The sequence below is a fragment of the Bacillus atrophaeus genome, assembly GCF_001584335.1.
Taxonomy (GTDB): domain Bacteria; phylum Bacillota; class Bacilli; order Bacillales; family Bacillaceae; genus Bacillus; species Bacillus atrophaeus.
This window is the reverse complement of sequence record NZ_LSBB01000020.1, coordinates 102964-122690: the sequence shown is the minus strand read 5'-3', so window position 1 is coordinate 122690 and position 19727 is coordinate 102964. Positions and strand designations below refer to the sequence as shown.

20 protein-coding genes are annotated in these 19727 nt (G+C 44.2%); 12 read left to right on the top strand and 8 right to left on the bottom strand.

Features of this window, described 5'->3' with window-relative positions:
* Nucleotides 1-71: 71 nt before the first annotated feature.
* On the top strand, nt 72-257 hold the full coding sequence (locus AXI57_RS14230; protein ID WP_010788110.1) for a YhzD family protein: 186 nt from the start codon (nt 72-74) through the stop codon (nt 255-257).
* A gap of 41 nt (nt 258-298) precedes the next feature.
* Here the strand turns inward: AXI57_RS14230 and AXI57_RS14225 are convergent, their stop codons facing one another.
* Nucleotides 299-1066, bottom strand: coding sequence for an enoyl-CoA hydratase (locus AXI57_RS14225; RefSeq protein ID WP_061670436.1), 768 nt, complete (start codon nt 1064-1066; stop codon nt 299-301).
* Between the two features lie 188 nt (nt 1067-1254).
* Here AXI57_RS14225 and AXI57_RS14220 point away from each other — a divergent pair, with 188 nt between their 5' ends.
* The 3 genes from AXI57_RS14220 (at nt 1255) to AXI57_RS14210 (ending at nt 3372) form a co-directional block, all read left to right on the top strand.
* Entirely contained in the window at nt 1255-1569 is a 315-nt protein-coding gene (locus AXI57_RS14220) for a hypothetical protein (protein ID WP_061670435.1), read from the top strand.
* A 77-nt stretch (nt 1570-1646) separates the two neighbouring features.
* Nucleotides 1647-2144, top strand: a complete 498-nt coding sequence (locus AXI57_RS14215) for a cation:proton antiporter regulatory subunit (protein WP_003327765.1) — start codon at nt 1647-1649, stop codon at nt 2142-2144.
* A gap of 7 nt (nt 2145-2151) precedes the next feature.
* Nucleotides 2152-3372, top strand: a complete 1221-nt coding sequence (locus tag AXI57_RS14210; RefSeq protein ID WP_010788106.1) for a cation:proton antiporter — start codon at nt 2152-2154, stop codon at nt 3370-3372.
* A 27-nt stretch (nt 3373-3399) separates the two neighbouring features.
* Here AXI57_RS14210 and AXI57_RS14205 read toward each other — a convergent pair whose 3' ends face one another.
* The 3 genes from AXI57_RS14205 to AXI57_RS14195 all read right to left on the bottom strand — a co-directional run bounded on the left by AXI57_RS14205 (nt 3400) and on the right by AXI57_RS14195 (nt 7293).
* Nucleotides 3400-4689, bottom strand: a complete 1290-nt coding sequence (locus AXI57_RS14205; RefSeq protein ID WP_061670434.1) for a lysine N(6)-hydroxylase/L-ornithine N(5)-oxygenase family protein — start codon at nt 4687-4689, stop codon at nt 3400-3402.
* 107 nt (nt 4690-4796) lie between these two features.
* The gene (locus AXI57_RS14200; protein ID WP_061670901.1) at nt 4797-6299 is read right to left on the bottom strand and encodes a coproporphyrinogen III oxidase; all 1503 of its coding nucleotides are present in this window, start codon (nt 6297-6299) and stop codon (nt 4797-4799) included.
* 127 nt (nt 6300-6426) lie between these two features.
* Nucleotides 6427-7293 carry a Cof-type HAD-IIB family hydrolase gene (locus AXI57_RS14195; protein WP_003327769.1) on the bottom strand — a complete coding sequence of 289 codons (867 nt, stop codon included), beginning with the start codon at nt 7291-7293 and terminating at the stop codon, nt 6427-6429.
* 471 nt (nt 7294-7764) lie between these two features.
* Here AXI57_RS14195 and AXI57_RS14190 point away from each other — a divergent pair, with 471 nt between their 5' ends.
* Complete coding sequence (locus AXI57_RS14190; protein ID WP_061670900.1) at nt 7765-8835, top strand: DNA alkylation repair protein; 1071 nt, start codon at nt 7765-7767, stop codon at nt 8833-8835.
* A gap of 68 nt (nt 8836-8903) precedes the next feature.
* On the opposite strand, the gene AXI57_RS14185 is transcribed toward AXI57_RS14190, so the two are convergent.
* Together AXI57_RS14185 and AXI57_RS14180 are read right to left on the bottom strand one after the other, a co-directional pair.
* The gene (locus AXI57_RS14185; protein ID WP_003327772.1) at nt 8904-9257 is read right to left on the bottom strand and encodes a YlbF/YmcA family competence regulator; all 354 of its coding nucleotides are present in this window, start codon (nt 9255-9257) and stop codon (nt 8904-8906) included.
* A gap of 90 nt (nt 9258-9347) precedes the next feature.
* The gene (locus AXI57_RS14180) at nt 9348-10481 is read right to left on the bottom strand and encodes a DUF445 domain-containing protein (protein WP_061670433.1); all 1134 of its coding nucleotides are present in this window, start codon (nt 10479-10481) and stop codon (nt 9348-9350) included.
* A 298-nt stretch (nt 10482-10779) separates the two neighbouring features.
* Here AXI57_RS14180 and AXI57_RS14170 point away from each other — a divergent pair, with 298 nt between their 5' ends.
* The 6 genes from AXI57_RS14170 to AXI57_RS14150 all read left to right on the top strand — a co-directional run bounded on the left by AXI57_RS14170 (nt 10780) and on the right by AXI57_RS14150 (nt 14923).
* Entirely contained in the window at nt 10780-11871 is a 1092-nt protein-coding gene (locus tag AXI57_RS14170; RefSeq protein WP_061670432.1) for a YheC/YheD family endospore coat-associated protein, read from the top strand.
* Nucleotides 11861-13219 (top strand): YheC/YheD family endospore coat-associated protein, encoded by a 1359-nt coding sequence (locus tag AXI57_RS14165; protein ID WP_061670431.1) that lies wholly within the window; start codon nt 11861-11863, stop codon nt 13217-13219. Before AXI57_RS14170 ends, AXI57_RS14165 begins: the two co-directional genes overlap by 11 nt.
* Nucleotides 13220-13389: 170 nt before the next feature.
* On the top strand, nt 13390-13599 hold the full coding sequence (locus AXI57_RS14160) for a YheE family protein (RefSeq protein ID WP_003327777.1): 210 nt from the start codon (nt 13390-13392) through the stop codon (nt 13597-13599).
* A gap of 216 nt (nt 13600-13815) precedes the next feature.
* Entirely contained in the window at nt 13816-14028 is a 213-nt protein-coding gene (locus AXI57_RS14155) for an alpha/beta-type small acid-soluble spore protein (RefSeq protein ID WP_003327778.1), read from the top strand.
* A 117-nt stretch (nt 14029-14145) separates the two neighbouring features.
* Complete coding sequence (locus AXI57_RS21410) at nt 14146-14265, top strand: hypothetical protein (RefSeq protein WP_206699549.1); 120 nt, start codon at nt 14146-14148, stop codon at nt 14263-14265.
* Between the two features lie 37 nt (nt 14266-14302).
* Nucleotides 14303-14923, top strand: coding sequence for an NAD(P)-dependent oxidoreductase (locus AXI57_RS14150; protein ID WP_003327779.1), 621 nt, complete (start codon nt 14303-14305; stop codon nt 14921-14923).
* A gap of 48 nt (nt 14924-14971) precedes the next feature.
* Here the strand turns inward: AXI57_RS14150 and bmrD are convergent, their stop codons facing one another.
* Nucleotides 14972-16993 (bottom strand): multidrug resistance ABC transporter ATP-binding protein/permease BmrD, encoded by a 2022-nt coding sequence (gene bmrD, locus AXI57_RS14145; RefSeq protein WP_061670430.1) that lies wholly within the window; start codon nt 16991-16993, stop codon nt 14972-14974.
* Entirely contained in the window at nt 16990-18747 is a 1758-nt protein-coding gene (bmrC, locus tag AXI57_RS14140; RefSeq protein ID WP_061670429.1) for a multidrug ABC transporter ATP-binding protein BmrC, read from the bottom strand. The genes bmrD and bmrC overlap by 4 nt, the downstream gene beginning before the upstream one ends.
* Nucleotides 18748-19207: 460 nt before the next feature.
* Here bmrC and AXI57_RS14135 point away from each other — a divergent pair, with 460 nt between their 5' ends.
* Nucleotides 19208-19708 (top strand): universal stress protein, encoded by a 501-nt coding sequence (locus tag AXI57_RS14135; protein WP_010788097.1) that lies wholly within the window; start codon nt 19208-19210, stop codon nt 19706-19708.
* The last annotated feature ends 19 nt before the right edge of the window (nt 19709-19727 follow it).

The following is a 19727-nucleotide window of genomic DNA, read 5'->3' as shown; positions in this document are numbered from 1 at the left end:
AAAATAATAAAGGATTTTTATATCTTACTAAGAATATAATTTATTAAAGGGTAAAAAGGGGGACAAATTTCATGGATTATTATTTTCTCACAGCATTCCACCCGTCGGGAGAAACGCTGATCAATGAAAGAATAGAAGCAGAAAGTGAAGAAAAGGCGAAAAAAACCGGGGAATCAATATTAAAGGAAAAGAACCTTTACAGCCATACCCACCGTTTGGTAAATGCCTCTGGAAAATTGATATTATTTCACAGATAATCTAGAAAAGCCGGCTGCAATAGGCCGGCTGAATTTGTGTGTTACGTATTAAACATCGGTTTTCGTTTCTCCAAAAATGCGCGTATCCCCTCTTGATGATCCTTCGTTTTCCTCATTCTTTCCTGAGCGCTTCGTTCGAGCGATAATACCTGTTTCAATTTGTCCTCATGCAGGTTTTGATAAATGGCTTTTGTTTCAATCATCGCTTGAAGAGGCGACGCCAAAAGCTGATTTACATACGGTTCAGCGCCCGCTGCTGGCTCTCCGCTGAATGTTCCGTCTGCAAGCCCCAGTGTGACCGCTTCCTCAGCCGACAGTTTTTTCCCGCTCCAGATCAGCTTTTTCGCTTCTGTTTCGCCTACACGTTTCATAAGAAGATAATGGCCTCCCCCGTCAGGAATAAGCCCGATGCCATTAAAGTTCATCGCAAGGCCTGCGTTCTTTTCAGCCAGAACCATATCAGCGCAAAGCGCCACGCTTAACCCGAGGCCCGCAGCGGCGCCGTGAATAGCGGCCACGGTTATTTTTTTCATTTGAAATAGTGTCATCGTGATGGTTTCGATTGTGTCCATGAGCTGCTTAAATTGCCCGGAATCATGAGGTGACGTCATCATATGAATGTCTCCGCCAGCCGAGAAACCTCTGCCGCTCCCTCTTAAAAGAACGATAAGCGCCTCGCTTTCAGCCGCTTTTACACACGCCTCTTTTAATTCATTAAGCATTTGTTCATTGAAAGCATTGTAAGCATCAGGGCGTTGAAATACAATTTCTGCGACAAGCCCCTTTGCTTCATATTGAATATAGTCCAACTAAAGCACCTCCTGTATACGCTTACAAAATTTCTTCACCTTGTATACATTCCCTTCGCTCACAGTAAAATCCTCTTTATTTTTCGAGTTCAATTGATACTGAAAAGTGCATATCATTTGAAAGTGGTCATAAATTTTTATATAGTGAAATTGACAGAATATATTCGAGAGAAAGGGGGAGGATAACGTTGGATAAATTGATGCTTGGTATGTTGTTAAGTTTATTTATGGTGTTTTTCCCCCCTTCTGATGTTGTTCTGCCTTCACAGCTTGATACAGCGGCTGACAGCCAGCTGCAGGTTTCCTCTTATCCTCAGGAAACACAATCGGCAAAAACGGCTTCGCCTGCCAGCTTGTTTTCCCCTATGGGCAAAGAATATGATCCATTGGCACGGGTTATTTTCCTGTTGTCCGTCAAGCCCCTTGATCAGTCAAAAGTGAGCATTTTGGATAAAATATGTGCCGTCCCTATAAAATACCAATCAAATTACCTCCGATCATAAATACATTAAAACCATCCATCAATCGTATCAAACTTTTTTATTAGTCATCCAATACTATTTTTTTCGGAGGGAAATGTATGAATATAAAAGAGAACGACTTGCCCGGCATCGGCAAAAAATTTGAAATCGAAACAAGAAATCATGAAAAAATGACGATTATCATTCATGATGACGGAAGAAGAGAAATTTACAGGTTTGATGACCAAGATCCTGATGAGCTTCTGACCAACATTTCACTCGATGATTCCGAAGCGAGACAAATTGCTGCTATTTTAGGCGGTATGGTCTATAAGCCGCAGGCGCTGGAGTCGATTGAAATGGCATTCAGCGATCTCATCATCGAGTGGTTCAGAGTGGAAAAAGGAGCGAAATCAGTCGGCTGCACACTCGGCGAACTGGATGTACGCCAAAACCATGATGTAACTGTGATCGCCATCATTAAGCATAATCAGGAGAAGTTCTTAAACCCCGGAGCAGATTCCATCATTGAAGAAAATGACACACTCGTTCTCTCAGGTGAAAGAAAGCATCTGAAGAAACTGACTCATGAATTTCTTTCTAGAGGGGGAGTGTGATCAGCCTATGGATCATTTGGTCTTTGAAGTCGGAACTGCGCTCGTCCTCGTGGCGATTGCCAGTTTAATTGCAAACAAAATCAACTTCTCCATTATTCCTTTCCTCATCATATTAGGAATGCTGCTTGGGCCTCACGCGCCGAAGCTGGGGATTATTGATCTGACGTTTATAGAAAGCAGCGAGATTATTGAGTTTTTCGGGCGGATGGGTGTTCTCTTTCTCCTCTTTTATCTCGGACTCGAATTCTCTGTCGGCAAATTGATTAAATCCGGAAGGTCCATTGCGGTCGGCGGGTCGATATATATCTTAATCAACTTCAGCCTCGGCCTGATATATGGATTTATTACCGGATTTTCATTTCTGGAAGTACTCGTGCTGGCCGGCGTTATCACCATTTCCTCAAGTGCGATTGTCGCGAAGGTTCTAGTTGATTTGAAAAGAACGGCAAATCCCGAAACAGAGCTGATACTTGGAATTATTATGTTTGAGGATATATTCCTTGCTGTGTATCTGTCCGTTGTGTCCGGTCTTGTGCTGGGTGACGCGACTTCTGTCGGAAGCGCGCTCTTATCAATCCTGATCGCCTTCGGATATATGCTGCTGTTCTTCATTGTGGCAAGAAAGCTCCCCGCCCTTTTGAATAAGCTGTTTGATATTCGTTCAAATGAAGTGTTTATTATCGTCATTTTCGCCGCGCTCTTTTTTATCGCCGGTTTTTCAGAAACGATTCACGTTGCCGAGGCCATCGGCGCTTTGCTTCTCGGCCTTGTATTTTCTGAAACAGAGCATTCCGATCGGATCGAGCATCTTGTGGTTCCTTTCCGTGATTTCTTTGGCGCCATGTTCTTTTTCAGCTTTGGCCTCAGTATTGATCCCTTTACGCTCGGCGATGCGGTTTGGCTTGCCTTAGGCGCCGTTATTCTTACCATTGCCGGGAACTTTATCGCCGGAATGATTGCCGGAAGACGCGCGGGACTCTCACATAAAGCGTCGTCAAATATCGGCCTCACCATCGTCTCCCGCGGGGAATTTTCCATTATCGTCGCAAATCTCGGTATTGCCGGCGGACTGTCCAGCACGCTAAAGCCGTTCGCCGCGCTTTACGTATTGATATTAGCGATTCTCGGTCCGCTGCTGACGAAGGAATCGAAACGAATATACCGGCAGCTGAACAAGATATTCAAGTGGAAGCCTGAGGTCCCCATAAAGAAAAAACAGCGAGGATAAAAAAAAGAACTGGCCTTCCTTGGAGGGTCAGTTCTTTTTTGCGGGGAGAAATTGCTGAAATGCCGCTTTTTTCTTCAGTGAGTAGTATTCTCTCCCAAGAATGGTATTAATGATTTTTTGATTTCTGTAGGCGGAAAGCTTTAAGTTCGTAGCTCCCGTTCCATGAGAGTGATCGAGATTGGTCAGCGTAAAAAAGTGATGCTCCCGTTCCTTATGAAAAACAAGGCGGAAGTCATCCGTTACTTTGAAACGCTTCTCATCCTCCCATTCAATGTCATCCTTGAAATAATCAAACCATTCAGGAATGTGCGGCTTAAAGCCTGTCGCCAAAATGACCTTTTGCGAATCAACTTGGAACGTTTCATCTAATTGCCGCTGCTTGAATGTAAGCTGACAATGTTCTTTCTTTTTCTCTATGTGAGTCAGCTCCGACATCGACTGTATATACACATCAGGCGATCCGCCGGAAATGGATCTGTGATACAGGTTGTTATAAATGGCGGCAAGTGTAGCTGAATCAATTCCGTTACGCAACCCGTTAAGCTCGGGAAGTGTATTCAGCCGTTCTTGAAACGGAAGCTGATTAAAATACTCAATATATTCCGGAGTAAACATTTCTTGGCCGAGCTTAGCGGTCTCCAATTCCCGAAATCCCGTTGAGCGGGTAATCCATTGCAGCCGGCAGCCGCGGTGTGCTGCTCCATTAAGCAAATCAGAAAAAATTTCAGCCGCGCTTTGGCCGGAGCCGATCACTGTAATCGACTCTGCATCCTTAAGTTCATCTCTCCGATACAAATATTCCGGGCTGTAAATGGTATCTTTCCGAAGTTCATCATCCAGCTCTACCGGAACGAACGGTTCACTGCCTGTGCCCATGACGACATGCTTTGCTTCATACACCGTCTCGCTTCCGCTTTCTGTATCTTTCACGGTCACCTGGTAGTGTTTCCCGCTGTCTGTCACACGAATGACTTCTGAGCCGAAAACGCATGACCCGATATCAGACGCAGCCCATGCTAAATACTCGTTAAACTCCCGTCTTGGAATATCAAATTCGTTAAACGTATAGAATCGGTAGAGCCGGTCTGACTTATGTAAGTAATGAAGGAAGGTATAACGGCTTTGCGGATTGGCCATCGTCACCAAATCTGCTAAAAAAGCTACCTGAAGATCTGTTCCTTCTATTAAAAGCCCTGGATGCCAGGCGAATTCCTTCTTTTTATCAAAAAAAAGCCCGTTCAATTCAGGAATATCCTCCAATAGAGCGGCAAGCCCCAAATTAAACGGTCCTATTCCTATTCCGATGACATCATACATGCACTCACGTCCTTTTAGGTTCAGTCTATACAATTTTTTCCCGAATGGGTCATGTCTTAAACGCGATATCATAAAAAAGCAGCACTGCTCGCCAGTGCTGCTTTCTTTTAAAGAGACGTCTTTTCAAAAATCTGCTCTAAATATTTAATTTTTTCTTCCGTATAATGTTCAAATCTGTCGTTGTATGATTTTGGATCTTTCGGATTGGCGAAGTGTGTGATTTTTCCCGTTTTGGGGTCAATGAATTTGCTTGCCGCGCCGCAGCCGATTCCGATGATCGTCTGTACCTCTTCCATAATCATAATATTATAGATGCTTTCCTGTCCCGGAACTGAGTACCCGACGTTTTCCAGATTACCGAGAATGTTTTTCTGGCGGTACAGATAGTAAGGCTCATAGCCGTTCTCTTTTGTCCAAACAACGGCATCATCCATCATTTGAGACACCTCGTCTCTGTCCGCTACTTTATACTTGTGTTTATTTCTCGTCATCTCTGACGCCCGCTTGAATGAGAGCGTATGGACGGTAAGGGATTCAGGCATTAATTTTTCTGTTTCACGAAGGCTGTTTCTGAATTCCTCCACCCCTTCTCCCGGAAGGCCGATGATTAAATCCATATTAATATTGGACATGCCGTGCTCGCGTGACAAGTGATACTTCTCAATAGTTTCTTCAACCGTATGGTGTCTGCCGATTGCCTTTAATGTTTCATTTTCATACGATTGCGGATTGATGCTGATGCGATCAATATGATATTTGTTCAGCACATCAAGCTTTTCTTCCGTAATGGTATCAGGACGCCCCGCCTCTACAGTGATTTCCCGAATCTGTTTCACATCCGGGAACGAGCGGACCATTTCCTCATACAGCAAATCCATTTCTTCAGCGGTAATGCTGGTCGGTGTGCCTCCGCCGAAATAAATGGTTGTTACCTTTATTTCATGCCGCTTCAGCCATTCGCCGATTTTCTGCATTTCAAAGTGAAGCCCCCACAAAAACGAACCGACTCTGCCTGCCTGTCCCTGAATCGCATAAGCCGGGAAGGTGCAATAGGCGCACTTTGTCGGGCAGAAAGGAATGCCGATATATATGCTGACCTCGTCCTTGACTTGATAAAGATCCGGAACTGCGGCAAGCTGGCGGTCCACGATTTGCTGCATTAAGCTGATTTTTTCATCGTGAATCAAATAGTCCTTTTTTAATTCGGCATGCGCTTGATGTTGCGTCATCCCGCTTTGGAGTTTTTTATGGAGCAGCTTGGTCGGCCGGATGCCTGTAAGGATTCCCCATTTTTGCGTGATGCCCGTATGTGCTTGAAGCAGATTTAAATACACGTAAGAAATTGTGTTTTTCACTTGCTTAAATGCTTCTTTTTCGTTCATGCCGGAGGAAATCGGCTTTGTATGCCGTTCTTTAATGGAGGTGCCTTTCACTTCCCCTGAAACCGTGACATTCTCTAGGCATTCAGAATAATCCAAGCTGATCACAAGATCTGATGATTCCTCTGAACCTCCGTATGTAAGCACACATTCTTCATAAAACAAATTCGCGATATTTTGAAGCGGACGGTGCAGCCTGTCATCCGTAATGCCTTCTATTTTTATTTGCAACGTAATCACCTTATTTTCAGATTCAAAACTTTCTTTAGTGTACAAAAATAAATGGGTAAAATCAATCCGCTCCCTCTATATGCAAAAAGCCGCAGGCGCGATATCACGTGCGCATGCGGCTCTAGTTTTAGATTCGTTTCATATGGTATTTATCAAGAAACCCTTTTCGCTGCTGCATACGGAAGTATTCCTTCATCATATATGCAACACCCTGTTCATCATTTGACCTCGTAACCCAGTCAGCTTTTCTTTTAATCTCTGCAGAAGCGTTCCCCATGGCGACTCCAAGGCCTGCGAGTTCAATCATCGGCAGGTCGTCATGCTGATGCCCGATGGCGACTACATCTTCCATTGTTAAGCCTGCGTCAGCGACAACAAGCGCCAGACCGGCTTCTTTTGATACGCCTTTTGGAACGATGTTCAGTTTTTCTTCATTCACACGGATGAGATCGACCGCCGGAAAGGCTGCAGAAATCGTCTCCATGATATCGCTCTGAATGCCGCCGCCCGCATATACTTCAATCACAGGGGCGCTCACCGGTTCATCCATGAGCAAATCACTTAATGACTCAACAAACTGAACCGGATAAAAGATCGGGTCTGACGGATGAATCAGCGCTTTCCCCAATAAATTGGAATTCACCTTTTTCCGATTTCCGATCGAATATTTTTCATGGAGAAGTCGGATATTGCACTGATAGCTCTCTAACACTTGCACAATATTAAACGTATGGTCCTCAGAAATTTTTTTCTCAAAAAATGGGTCATCTATTTTTTGAGCGATATAGGCGCCGCTGTGAGTAACCAGCTTCGCATCCAGTTTTAGCGATTTCGCTATTTTCTGTGCGGAGCGAAAATGGCGATTGGTCACAAGAGTAACGTAAATTCCTTTTTTCTTCACATAGTCTATTGCGTCTTTTGTGGCCTGGTGCAGCTTTCCGTTGGAGCGAAGAAGCGCGCCATCTATATTTAATGCAAGCATTTGTTTAGACACAGAGATGTCCCCCTTCTTGATGACTGTACTTGTCATTAGAATATGACCCTGTCTCTGTGTTTAGAACAAGTTTTCTTCACAGCAAAAAAGCCCGCGCAGGCAGACTTTGAATGAAATCTTCTTTTTAGGATACGATCGATGCAGCCATTCTCCCAATACCATTATTTCTATTTCCGAAATATCATTTATCAGGAACCCCTTTTTTGACCGAGCGCACTCGTTCACTTACTCTCTGTTGCTTATCCCCTAAAAAATCGGCAGTATATGCGACCGTATCCTCAGTAAAAATGTAAGTGTAGGCGCTTTCAACATTATTATCTCAATTTATCCGCCGGATATCAAGTATTTTTTTAATTTAAAAAAGCAGTTCGGTCAGCAAAATTAAATTTTCAGCAATACTGGAGATTTACATTGATGAAGAACATACATTCGTATATAATTCACATTAACAAGGAGAAAAGCGGTGACCGTATGAGTAATCTAAAAGATATCTACAACCACGAGTTTGTTCAGAAACTGACTCACACTATAAAAAAAGAATATCCTTCTTTTGACGCGCCTAAATGCCAAACATTGATTTTCCGGGACTGGGAGGATCTTGCATTAAAACAGCGAATGCGCCGAATAACAGTGTCTTTATATGAAACGCTCCCGAGTAAATTTAATGAAGCGCTTACCATTTTATATAAAACCGCCCCTCATTTTACGGGTCTGAGCGGAATCATATTTCCTGATTATGTCGAGCAATACGGATTAGAGCATTGGGAAGAGTCGATGGGGGCTTTAGAAACATTTACACAATACTCTACCTCAGAGTTTGCTGTCAGGCCTTTTTTACTGCTGAATCAGGAAAGAATGATCGAACAGTTTCTGGAATGGTCTTGCCATCCGAATGACCATGTAAGGAGACTGGCTAGTGAGGGAAGCAGGCCCCGCCTTCCATGGGGAATATCTATTCCTTCATTTAAATCCGATCCCTCCCCTATCCTTCCGATCCTGCACAACCTCATACAGGATGAATCATTATACGTAAGGAAAAGTGTGGCAAATAACCTGAATGATATCTCAAAAACACATCCAGCACTCTTGGCAGACATCGCCGCAAAATGGTACGGAAAACATCATGACACAGATTGGATCATAAAACATGCTTACCGTACGTTATTAAAAAAAGGCGATAAACAAGCGCTGTCCGTTTTTGGATATGAAGATGGTGAATCCATCCGATTACAGCACTTCACTTGCAGCCCTGACCGAATCTCTATTGGAGAGAGATTATCTTTTTCCTTTCAGATTCATTCTGCAAAAAATACCAAAGTAAGAGCCGAATATGCAATTGATTATGTGAAAGCCAGAGGACAGCGGAATAAAAAAGTGTTTAAAATCACTGAGATTGATATACATCAAGGTGAAACACGAGCTTATTCAAAAACTCATTCCTTTAGAGATTTATCTACGAGAAAACACTATAAAGGAGTTCATACGATCACTATCATTATTAATGGAACTCCAAAAGAGTCGCTTGATTTTATTGTGAACTGACACATTAGGAGATCCCCGCAAAAATAAAGAACCCTTCTTTCCTAAGAAAAAAGGGTTCTGTCTCATCATCAGCCTTCAACACTGCCGTAAAGCTCTTCCAAAGGCTTCATAATCACTTTGTTCAACTCGCCGATCAGCATGCTCATGCGCTGCTCTGCTTCCATCAGCTGAGAAATTTTTTCATGCTGCTGGACAAGGGCGACTGTTTTTTGCGCCTGTTCTACTTCTTCTTGCGTGATTTCTTCACCTGACATTTGCTTTTGCTGAAGTTTCAGCTGCACGTCACGGAAGTTTTCAAACATCCGCTTTGCTGATTCATCAGCATTTACTTCATCGTAAAGCCCTTTTAAACGGGTATATTCTTCGCTTTCCCGTATTGCTTTTTCAAGATCATAAGCTGCATCATAAAAATTAACTGCCATGTTTTATTGCTCCTTTCTTCAATACCGCTAGACATACCATTCCACTATAACAGACTATGGAGCATCTTTCATTATTATACGGGCTTTCATTTAAAAAAGGATGACGAACAGGGCTTGAATAGCTCCGATCAATCCGCCTAGAAGACCGCCTAAATATGTGATCATTTTAAATTCTTTTTTCGAAATGGACAGCACCATTTCCTCCAATCGCTGAACAGGGAACTGATCCACCTGTTCCTTAACAATTTCCTCAAGGCGCATCCTTTTCAGCACATCATCAAGATTTGCAGCGATCCCATCAAGGGCCCTGTCTAAAAGCGCCGGCAAATACGTTTGGCTCAGTTCTTTTTCATATCGGGATGCCAATGCGCCGATTGTCCCTTCAAAAAACGGTGCGGCGGAGAATGATTGCAGCACTCTTTTTTTCAGGCTGACGATTAAGGCTTTGGCATTCCATTTTTCATCAGCCTCATAAAATGAGTATTGCTTCAGCTTATCCCATTCATTATTGAGAAGATCGGAAAGCAGCCGTTTCGTTTCTTCATTACGCAAAAACTTTAACAGCTCCGGCCGCACGCGGTCCGCGAGGCTTGAATTGCCGAGAAACATTTGCACCATGCTTCCGAGCATCCCGCGTTCTTTTAAAAAGTCATCAATCATATTGCCGAGTCTTGTTTTTCCTTCTTCACCTTCAAAATAGTCACTGCTTCGTTTCAAAATATATTCAGAAACCATCGGAATCTTCTCTTCCAGCTTTTCCTGCACTTCAGGCGGCAGCCACTCTTTTAACGGCCGGTGTTCGTATTGTAGGAAGAGCTGTGAAAGCTTTTCATCCGTCCATTGGTCAATCCATGCATCAGCAGCCTCACCCGGACGCTTAATGCCGACTTTGTCCAACGCTTCATTTAATGTCATCTCAGAATCCGTCATGCGGCGGATAAACTGTTCTCCGGCTTGCAGCGCCTGTTTTTTGGCCGTATCAGAAACAAGCCGTTTTTTAATGCCTTCTGGTGTCAAAAGATGATTGACCACCGTCAGTCCCATTTGTTTAGCAAGCTCATCTCTTCTTTTTGGAATCAGCCCGGGCGTGAAAGGGACCCGTTTGCCAAATACGTAATAAGCCTTGTATGGCCGAAATAACATTTGAATTGCTAAATGATTGGTAATCGCCCCGATTACAGCGCCGATCACAATCATAAAAATAAAAGTTCCTGCTATACCCATTCCTTTTCATCTGCCTCCATCTTAACCGAATCTTTTTTATGATACCTGAACTATATCTATTCGTATTATAGAGGTTCGTGAGACGACTTAGCAAATAAAGGAGACGGAACCTTGCCTTTAAAAATCATCTTGTTTTGTCAGGAATAAGGCAAGGAGAAGTATCGTAATCATTAAGGTAGAACACCCGCAGCAAAATCCGTCTCCGGTTTCTTGGTTAAACAGCTTGAAGCTGCTGCTGGAAAGGAATGCGATCCTTCCGTACGTGATCAGCAGTTTTTCAATAAGGGGGAGTAACAACATGATAACACTCGGTTTTATGTCTTTATCCCGCCAGCATGAAGAAGATTATGCCGCCGAATTGGCGAAGAGAGCGCCTGACTTCGGCATTCGTTTCGTCCGCTTTACGCCATTTGATATATCTCCTGACACCCTGCGTGTCAAGGCGCTTGCCCATCATCCGTCCAGCGGAAAATGGAACGAAACAGAAATAAATATTCCCGACTTTATTTATGATCGCTGTTTTTATGGGAAAGACTCTCATTCCCATAAAGCAAAACCGATCGTCGAATGGCTCAAAAAATATCCAAAAACAGAATTTCTCGGTTTCGGTCTTCCTGATAAGTGGGCTGTGTTAAACGATTTGCAGCAAAATCCTTTGATTAACCCATATATCCCAGAAACAATTCAAATCACAAAATATGAGCAAATTTATTCGTTTTTATTAAAAGAAAAAACCTGTATTTTAAAGCCGGCGTTCGGGTCCGGCGGCAGAGGCGTCATTCTTCTCGAGCTGGGCAAAAAATCAATTACGGCCACCTATCATATCGGAAAGAATAAACAAACCAAATCTTTTTCCAATCAGGTGTCTTTTAAAACATGGTGTAAAAAAGTGCTGCAGCACCGCTACATTTTACAGCCTTATTTAAATATTCAAGATAAGGAACGGTATCCGCGTGATATTCGTATATTAATGCAGAAAAATGAGTCCGGCAGCTGGGAAACTGTCGGCAAGGCCGTGAGACGCGGCTATCAAAACGGGCTTCTGGCAAATTTATCTGGGGGGTCTGATGCTCTCAAATTTGATACATGGTTTCAAGAGATTCCGAAAAAACAGCAGGTCATTTTATTGGATGATGTCTTCTCGATCACCCAGTCCGTTCCTTATTTTCTCGACGAGCAGTACGGACCTTTATTTGAACTTGGGCTCGATATATGCCTGGCCAAGGACGGAAGAATCTGGCTACTTGATATCAATTCAAAGCCAGGCAGAAAATCCATTTTAAAAGTCTCTCCCGAGCAAAAGGAGCAGCTCTGCACAAGTCCTTTTAAGCGCTGCTTAGGGATTCACTCGTTACGGGACCAGAAAGGAGCCCTGCCGCATGAATCGTAAAAGCTACATGGTCGGCATACACAAAAAAAGCGAAAACACGATGTTTCTCCCCTCCTCTATGAAGCAAAACGGTCTTTTGTATGCCGCGTTCGGTACTCAGGTCGCAAGATGTCATATTTCCTTCAAGAAAAATCTTGAGCGCACAGTACTGCTTTCTGAAAATCTGTTTCACGAGCTGATGATTCCGCACCGAAGCCAGGCGAATATCATCATTCACGAGAATACGGTCTTTATCGGCCCATTAATCGGGATTTTCACGGCCGGATTTACTAAGTCCCTTTCTCAGCCATTCAAAGAACGCTCTCTCTTTTTTTCAAAGCTGCTCACCTTGAACCTTCAGTCTGGCGGGTATTGCTTTGTCTTTGGCGCCCATCAAATCCAGTGGGAACACGGCACGATTGAAGCGTATCTTTACAGAGAAAACGGCTGGGAAAAGAAAACCGTCCCGCTCCCGAATGTTGTGTATGACCGCTTGCCGAACCGTAAAATAGAAGATTCTGCACTCTTACAGGAAACAAAACAGCGGCTGATAAATGAATATCAAATTCCATGGTTTAATCCCGGGTTTTTTAACAAATGGGAGATTCATCAGCTTTTGGAAAAAGACAACCGGACGGCACCCTTCTTACCGCAATCCATCCTTCATCCGTCCGTTGAAAGCATTGACACACTCTGTAAGTCATTTGAGACCGTCTATATCAAGCCGGCTAACGGCGCGCTCGGCACTGGGATTTACCAGCTGACCCAATCGGAGAAAGGACTGACCGTCAAACATACAAATGAAGAAAAATCCTTTACTTCTATTGAGTATCCGGATTCATCAGCCTTTTTAGCTGCGTTTGAAAAAGAACACGATGCCGCTTCTTTTCTTGTTCAGCAAGGCATTGATCTTATCGAATTTCAGGGACGTCCTGCCGATTTTCGCGTGCATACAAATAAGAACGCAAGCGGAAAATGGGACGTAACCGCAATTGCCGTAAAGATTTCCGGCAAAAACAGCATAACGACCCACCTCTCAAATGGAGGAACAGTGAAAACATTAGCGGAACTCTATGACGATCCTAAGGAAAGGGCCGATATGATCAGAAAGCTTTCAGTCGCCGCACTAACTGTCAGCCGTGTACTCAATGAACATATTGAAGGCTTCATCGGCGAAATCGGCTTTGACCTCGGAATCGATCAGGCCGGAAAGGTATGGATGTTTGAGGCTAATTCACGACCGGGCCGCAGTATTTTTTCGCATCCGAACTTAACCTCTGTTGATTCTCTGACAAAGCGGAGAAACTTCGAATATGCGTCTTATCTCTCGGAGCAGGCCATCGTAGCGCCTGAAAAACTTTGGCCGTAATCCGGCGCCGCCCGGCAAACATCCGGGCACTATTTTTTTGACAATTTTGGACAAGGTCAACATGCGGAAATGAATTCCTATCCTATGAACTTTCATCAGAATAAGATACAATGTAACTAATTCGGTTCCGATCCATGTCAATTGAAATCAATTAAGGAGCGTGACACTTCATGATTTCTCACTTTAGCTGGAAGCCTTTGTTCCAAAAAGAAAAGCTGCCCGGGTGGAGAATTTCGTTTTTTCATAAAGGGACACATTATGAAGGGATTTACCATAAGACAGGAGATATTGAGTGGGGAAGGCAATTTCCCGCCCATGACGACGAGCCTTCTATTAAAAGCGAGATTCATGAGCTGATGCTCTTTCACATTTATGATTAACTGATAACTGCTTAGCCTGAAAATGGCTAAGCTTTTTTTATTCCTCTCACAACATTTACCATTCAAATGGCTGCATCAAACTTTGCAAATTTAACATAATACATAGTACAGTCAGCAGCCATTGGGCACAGCCGAGAAGGCAGTGACTCCCCGGATTCACGGCTGGTGCAACTCCAGCAAGCCCAACCATACTATATATAAAAGGAGATATTAACAATGCCAAACCAATCTGGAAGTAACTCTTCAAACCAACTACTTGTACCTGGCGCAGCTCAGGCAATCGATCAAATGAAATTCGAAATCGCTTCAGAATTCGGTGTGAACCTTGGTGCTGAAACAACTTCTCGCGCTAATGGATCTGTCGGAGGAGAAATCACTAAACGTTTAGTTTCTTTCGCTCAACAACAAATGGGCGGCGGCGTACAATAACTTAATTCAATATAATGGCTGACAGAAGGCACGGGCTCCCGTGCCTTCTTTTGATGCTGTCACTCTTTTTTCCTATTCCACATATCCTAGGAGAAAAGGGAGGGGAAAATAGTGTCTATGATGGCGTTTGTCAATTGGGAGCTTGTACAGTTTGTAAGTATATCGATGGTTCATGAATATGTTTCCCACCGTTCTATCAATTTGTACAGGTATTCTTTTCCGCGCTGTTCAAAATGATTGCCTTCATTTTATAATAAGACGAGGGGGTTTTTGGATGAGAATAGCTTTATTTGGCGCGACTGGCCGAGTCGGACAGGCATTTCTTAAAGAAGCAGGCGCAAACAAGCGATATGATATTTACGCGCTGGCCAGAGAACAAAAGAACGTGCCTCACTTGCCTCCGGAACGGATCAGCACAGGAAATGCCCGGAATCGAGATGACGTACAACATGTGATCACTGGCTCAGACATGGTGATCAGCTGTCTCGGTACAGATGGAGATGACACGCTCTCTGTGTCGATGAAACATGTCATTGACATAATGGAGGAAGAAAACATGAAGCGGCTGATTACTGTCGGCACAGCCGGAATTCTCAAATCCCGGCAACATCCGCAAAAATTTCGGTTTGAGACCAATGAGTCAAAACGAAAATTGACCCGGGCGGCTGAGGAGCATGCCAAAGTCTTCACAATGCTCGAGGCTTCTGGGTTAGACTGGACCGCCATTTGTCCCACTTATCTTCCGGACGGTGAAGCAACCGGTGTTTACCGCTTTGAAAAAGACTTTTTGCCAGAGGGCGGATCAAAAATCACAGTCGGCGATACGGCGCATTTTCTCTATCAACAGCTTGAAGCGCGTGACTTCATCCGAGTTCGTGTCGGGCTTGCTTATTAATGTGTACATAATAATAAGCGGCATACGGAAATCCGTATGCCGCTCATGTTATGCAATTGAATTTTGTTTTCCTTTTTGCAGCTCATACATTTGATAATATTGGCCTTTTTGCTCCATCAGCTCTTCATGGCTGCCTTTTTCGATGATGCTGCCTTTCTCCATCACAAGAATGGTGTCAGCGTTTCTAATCGTGGAAAGACGATGGGCAATGACAAATGTGGTACGCCCTTGTTTGACAACATCTAAGGCGTTTTGGATGACCGCTTCTGTTTCGGTGTCAATATTGGCGGTGGCTTCATCTAAAATCAGGATAGCCGGATCAAAAGCGAGCGCTCTCGCAAACGAAATGAGCTGCCGCTCTCCTGAAGATAACGTGCTTCCTTTTTCAATAACAGGTTCTTCCACGCCTTTTGGCAGATTCTTTAGCAGGTTTTCGGCCCCGACTTGGCGGAGAGCTTCAGTGATCCTTTCTGCCGAAATTCTCTCATCCTCCATACTTACATTTGAGCCGATTGTTCCCGAAAAAAGGAACGGGTCTTGCAGAACAATGCCCATATGGGTTCTGAGCTCATGCCTCGACATTTCGTATATGCTTTTCCCGTCAAGCAGCACATCCCCTTTTTGGGCGTCGTAAAAACGGAACAGGATGTTCAAAATCGAGCTCTTGCCTGAGCCTGTGTGGCCGACGAGGGCGATGGTTTCTCCTTTTTTCGCTTTAAACGAGATATTTTTCAGCACGTCTTCCCCTTCATTGTAAGCAAAAGATACATCCCGAAATTCGACCTGACCTGATGCGCGATCTTTTGCCGGAACCCCCTGTGCTTCCGTTTCATTTTCTGCCAATAGCTCAAACACTCTTCCCGCCGATACCCTCGCCAGTTCAAGCTTTGAAAACTGGTTGACGATACCGGTAATCGGCTGAAATAGCCGGTTTAAATAATCCACAAAGGCATACAGCACACCGATTGAGATAATCCCAGCCGCATTCAGACTGGCGCTGCCGAAATGCCAGATCAAGCCGACAAACGCCAAGTTGCGGATGACATTCACCAAGTTATGGGATAAGAGAGAGTTTAGATTCAGCATTTTGTTTTGATAATGAAAGTGTGATTCATTAAGCTGCTCAAATTCTCTCATCGTTTCCTTCTGGTGGCGGAAAGCCTGAATAATGGGCATTCCTTGAATGGATTCATTCATTTTTGCATTGATGTCGCTGTTAATGGAGCGGATCTGATGATTATAGTCCGACGCATATTTGCGATAAATAACAGACCAGATCAATATGATCGGCACGATTGCGAGGCATAGAATCGCAAGCTTTATATCAAGCAAAAACAGCGCCGTAAAAATGCCTATCATGTAAATCGCGCTTGTAACAAAAGTAGAAAGAACCGTGACATATAAATCCCTGATCGCTTCGGTATCATTGGTCACCCGCGCAACCACTTTACCGGCTGGCAGGTTGTCAAAGTATCGGACCGGAAGCGTTTGAAGGTGAGAAAACACATCCTGCCTCATTTTTTGAATAATGCGGTTGGCGCTCATTTGGAGCAAATAGTGCTGTCCGTATTGAAAAAACACAGAAAAGACAAGCAGCCCCAAATAGAGAAAAATCAAGAACAGCAGCCCATGAATCTCCGGCTGGTAAAACTTAAAAATCTCCTGTTTTGTAAGCTTTTCAGCAGGATACGCCCGGCTTTCTCCCCCTTTTGAGATGGTCAGTTTTCCGTCAGATACTTTTCTGTCCCCGTCAAAACTGACCGCTTGACCGACAAAATAATAAGACGTTCCAACCTGATAGATATGCGCCTCGTTATCCGGGGCGCCGGGAGAATCATACCGATCCTCCCTCACGTATGATTTGCCTTGAAATGATACCGCATTTTTTTCTCCTGCTGACACTTCATACCAAGTTTTTTCGATGCCAAGTATATGGTCGTCTATCATCTTTTTTCCGATAAAGGGTCCTGTCAGCTCGGCGCCCACAGCGACCATAAGCAAAAGAACCGCGGATATCAGCAGCTTCTTATAAATAAGCGCATATTTCCATAATGTTTTTCCTGTCTTCACGCAACAGTCCCTCCTTCTTCATTAGAGGACAGCTGCTGTCGCTCATATTGTTCACGATACCATCCATTGTTCTCGAGCAGTTCCTGATGGGTTCCTCTTTCAGATATACGCCCGCCGTCCATGACAAGAATCAGGTCTGCGTGCTCAACTGCGGATAAGCGGTGGGACGTAATAAATGTGGTCTTCCCTTGGCGGTTTTTTCTGATATTGCGAATAATCGCCGCCTCAGTTTTCGCATCGACGGCTGAAAGCGAATCATCTAAAATCAAAATATCCGGATTTCCCATTAATGCCCTCGCAATCGAAATCCGCTGCTTTTGCCCGCCTGAGAGAGCGACACCCTTTTCGCCCACCATTGTGTTTAGCCCGGCCGGCAGCATTTCCAGATCTTTTTCAAAATGCGCCTCCCGAATTACCCGCTTCACCTCTTCATCTGAGGCATCAGGATTTCCGTACAATAGATTTTCCTTAACCGTTCGCGAAAATAACAAGTGATCCTGCGGGACATAACCGATCCAACTGCGCAGACGGTCCAGCGGAATGTCCTGAATCGAGACGCCTGATAATGTAATGTCTCCATCTCCGGCGGGGTATTGGCGTAAGAGCTGCTTGATGATGGTTGTTTTTCCGCTTCCCGTTTTTCCGACGATCCCGACCGTCTGCCCTTTACCCACTGTGAAAGAGACATCGCACAGGTTGCCTTGGGATGAACTGGGGTACGTAAAGCTGACGCGGCTGAAAACCATTTCGCCCGGCTCTTCAACTGCGGCAGGAAGCGTCGGTTCCACAACTTCAGGCTCGTAGGATAAGGTTTCATTGACGCGATCTAAAGACGCATTTCCGCGCTGCATCACATTAATCAATTCACCAATGGCAAACATCGGCCAAATCATCATGCCAAGATATACGTTAAAGGAAACAAGCTCGCCAAGTGTCAGCTGATTTTGAAAGACGAGATAGGCGCCGTAACCAAGTCCGATAAGGTAACTCATACCGACGAGAAGCTTGACAGTAGGCTCGAACAGCGAATCAATAAAGGCCACCCTCATATTTTTTGCGTACACGTCAGCCGTCATGTCGTTAAAGCGGCGGACATCATTCGTTTCCTGCACATAAGCCCTGATCACCCGGACGCCGGAAACAGATTCTAGCACCCTGTCATTCAGAGCGCCGAATGAATCTTGAGCCTCAGTAAACCGCGCATGAATTTTGCTTCCGTACAAGCTGATAGCCAACGCCATAAAAGGAAGCGGAATAATCGCAGCAAATGTCAGCTTCCAGCTGATCAATATACCCATCGTCAAAAAGATCGTCAGCATATACATCGTAGAATCAGCCAACGTCAAAATTCCGAAACCTGTCGTTAAACTGACCGCTTTCAGATCATTTGTTCCGCGTGCCATTAAATCTCCTGTCCTGTATTTCTCATAAAACGGCGGAGACATGTTCAGCAAGTGCCCCATCAGCTTAGAACGGAGAATTTTTTCCATTATGTTCGCCCCGCCGAACAGCTGATACATCCAATAATAGGACATAACATACACAACAGCCGTCAAGCCGAGAAAAAGTCCGATGTAAAACACCATGCCGCTGACGGTAAACAAACCGGATTTCATATCATCTATCGCGTTTCCGAGAAGCTTGGGCGGAAACATCTCCAGCACATTGACGGCCAATAAAAGCACAATTGCAATAGTATAACGCAGCCAGTAGGCTTTAAAAAACCATCCCAGCTTTTTTAATACAGAAAACATACATCTCCATCTCCTTCACTTCGTCAGCCGCCTTCAAGTTTATCCCGGCCATTTTTCTTATTCTTCATCATGCATTCTTCTTTTGTATTCACATCCACCACACCCGTCTTTCTTTAGATTTAGAATCATTTTGCATATAAAAAAGAGGCATAAAGCGTAAGCTCCATGCCTCTTTTTGCCGATTATCAACAGGCGCAGTCCGCTTTGGTGCGCGACTGAACCACTTAAACAGACGTCAGGTTACAGAATAAGGGAGGTTCGGGCTCGTCACGCATATATGAAATTGAACGATGTTAACGTTATTTATCCTTAGCATGACAATACCTCCGTTCCGATTTTAGATTCTTTTTCATATTATAAACAAAACCTTTATTTGTCAATTACTACTTTAAGAAAAATGGTTAGCGGTTTCATATTTCGGGTATTGTATTGTAATCCATCTTTTGAAAGGGTGAGGATCATGTTTCATGCCGATCGAATCATTGTTGCATTTGACGGAAGTGACAATAGCAAGAAAGCGCTTCAAAAAGCCATTGACCTTTCAAAAACTCTGCACGCACGGATAACTGTCGCACATTCTCATGACAGAAAAGAAAATCAGACGATCATCGACCCGCCTAGACCGGCAGCAGGCGCAAGCTATATCGGCGGAGGAATGACGAGTGTTCCCGACCCGCTTATGTCAGAAGGTGTCCAGCCGCAGCCGATGATCTATGAAGATCAAACGGAAGAAGTCGTTGCTGAAGCCAGAATGCTTTTGAATGACAACCAAATTGACGGAGACATTGATATATTAGAAGGCGATCCCGCGAGTTCAATTATCGAGCACGCAGCAGATATATCAGCCGATCTGATCGTCATGGGAAGCCGTGACCAAAACAGGCTGAAAAAACTGTTATTCGGAAGTGTCAGCGAAAAGCTGTCAGCGAAATCCGATATTCCGGTTCTGATTGTAAAGTGAGCACGCAGCAGTGCTCACT

Coding starts and splice junctions, on each gene's coding strand:
- AXI57_RS14210 (WP_010788106.1), top strand. CDS start 2,152: ATGGATCATTTGGTCTTTGAAGTCGGAACTGCGCTCGTCCTCGTGGCG.
- AXI57_RS14180 (WP_061670433.1), bottom strand. CDS start 10,481: ATGGGTATAGCAGGAACTTTTATTTTTATGATTGTGATCGGCGCTGTA.
- AXI57_RS14170 (WP_061670432.1), top strand. CDS start 10,780: ATGATAACACTCGGTTTTATGTCTTTATCCCGCCAGCATGAAGAAGAT.
- AXI57_RS21410 (WP_206699549.1), top strand. CDS start 14,146: ATGATGGCGTTTGTCAATTGGGAGCTTGTACAGTTTGTAAGTATATCG.
- AXI57_RS14150 (WP_003327779.1), top strand. CDS start 14,303: ATGAGAATAGCTTTATTTGGCGCGACTGGCCGAGTCGGACAGGCATTT.
- AXI57_RS14165 (WP_061670431.1), top strand. CDS start 11,861: ATGAATCGTAAAAGCTACATGGTCGGCATACACAAAAAAAGCGAAAAC.
- AXI57_RS14160 (WP_003327777.1), top strand. CDS start 13,390: ATGATTTCTCACTTTAGCTGGAAGCCTTTGTTCCAAAAAGAAAAGCTG.
- bmrC (WP_061670429.1), bottom strand. CDS start 18,747: ATGTTTTCTGTATTAAAAAAGCTGGGATGGTTTTTTAAAGCCTACTGG.
- AXI57_RS14215 (WP_003327765.1), top strand. CDS start 1,647: ATGAATATAAAAGAGAACGACTTGCCCGGCATCGGCAAAAAATTTGAA.
- AXI57_RS14135 (WP_010788097.1), top strand. CDS start 19,208: ATGTTTCATGCCGATCGAATCATTGTTGCATTTGACGGAAGTGACAAT.
- AXI57_RS14185 (WP_003327772.1), bottom strand. CDS start 9,257: ATGGCAGTTAATTTTTATGATGCAGCTTATGATCTTGAAAAAGCAATA.
- AXI57_RS14155 (WP_003327778.1), top strand. CDS start 13,816: ATGCCAAACCAATCTGGAAGTAACTCTTCAAACCAACTACTTGTACCT.
- AXI57_RS14190 (WP_061670900.1), top strand. CDS start 7,765: ATGAGTAATCTAAAAGATATCTACAACCACGAGTTTGTTCAGAAACTG.
- AXI57_RS14205 (WP_061670434.1), bottom strand. CDS start 4,689: ATGTATGATGTCATCGGAATAGGAATAGGACCGTTTAATTTGGGGCTT.
- AXI57_RS14230 (WP_010788110.1), top strand. CDS start 72: ATGGATTATTATTTTCTCACAGCATTCCACCCGTCGGGAGAAACGCTG.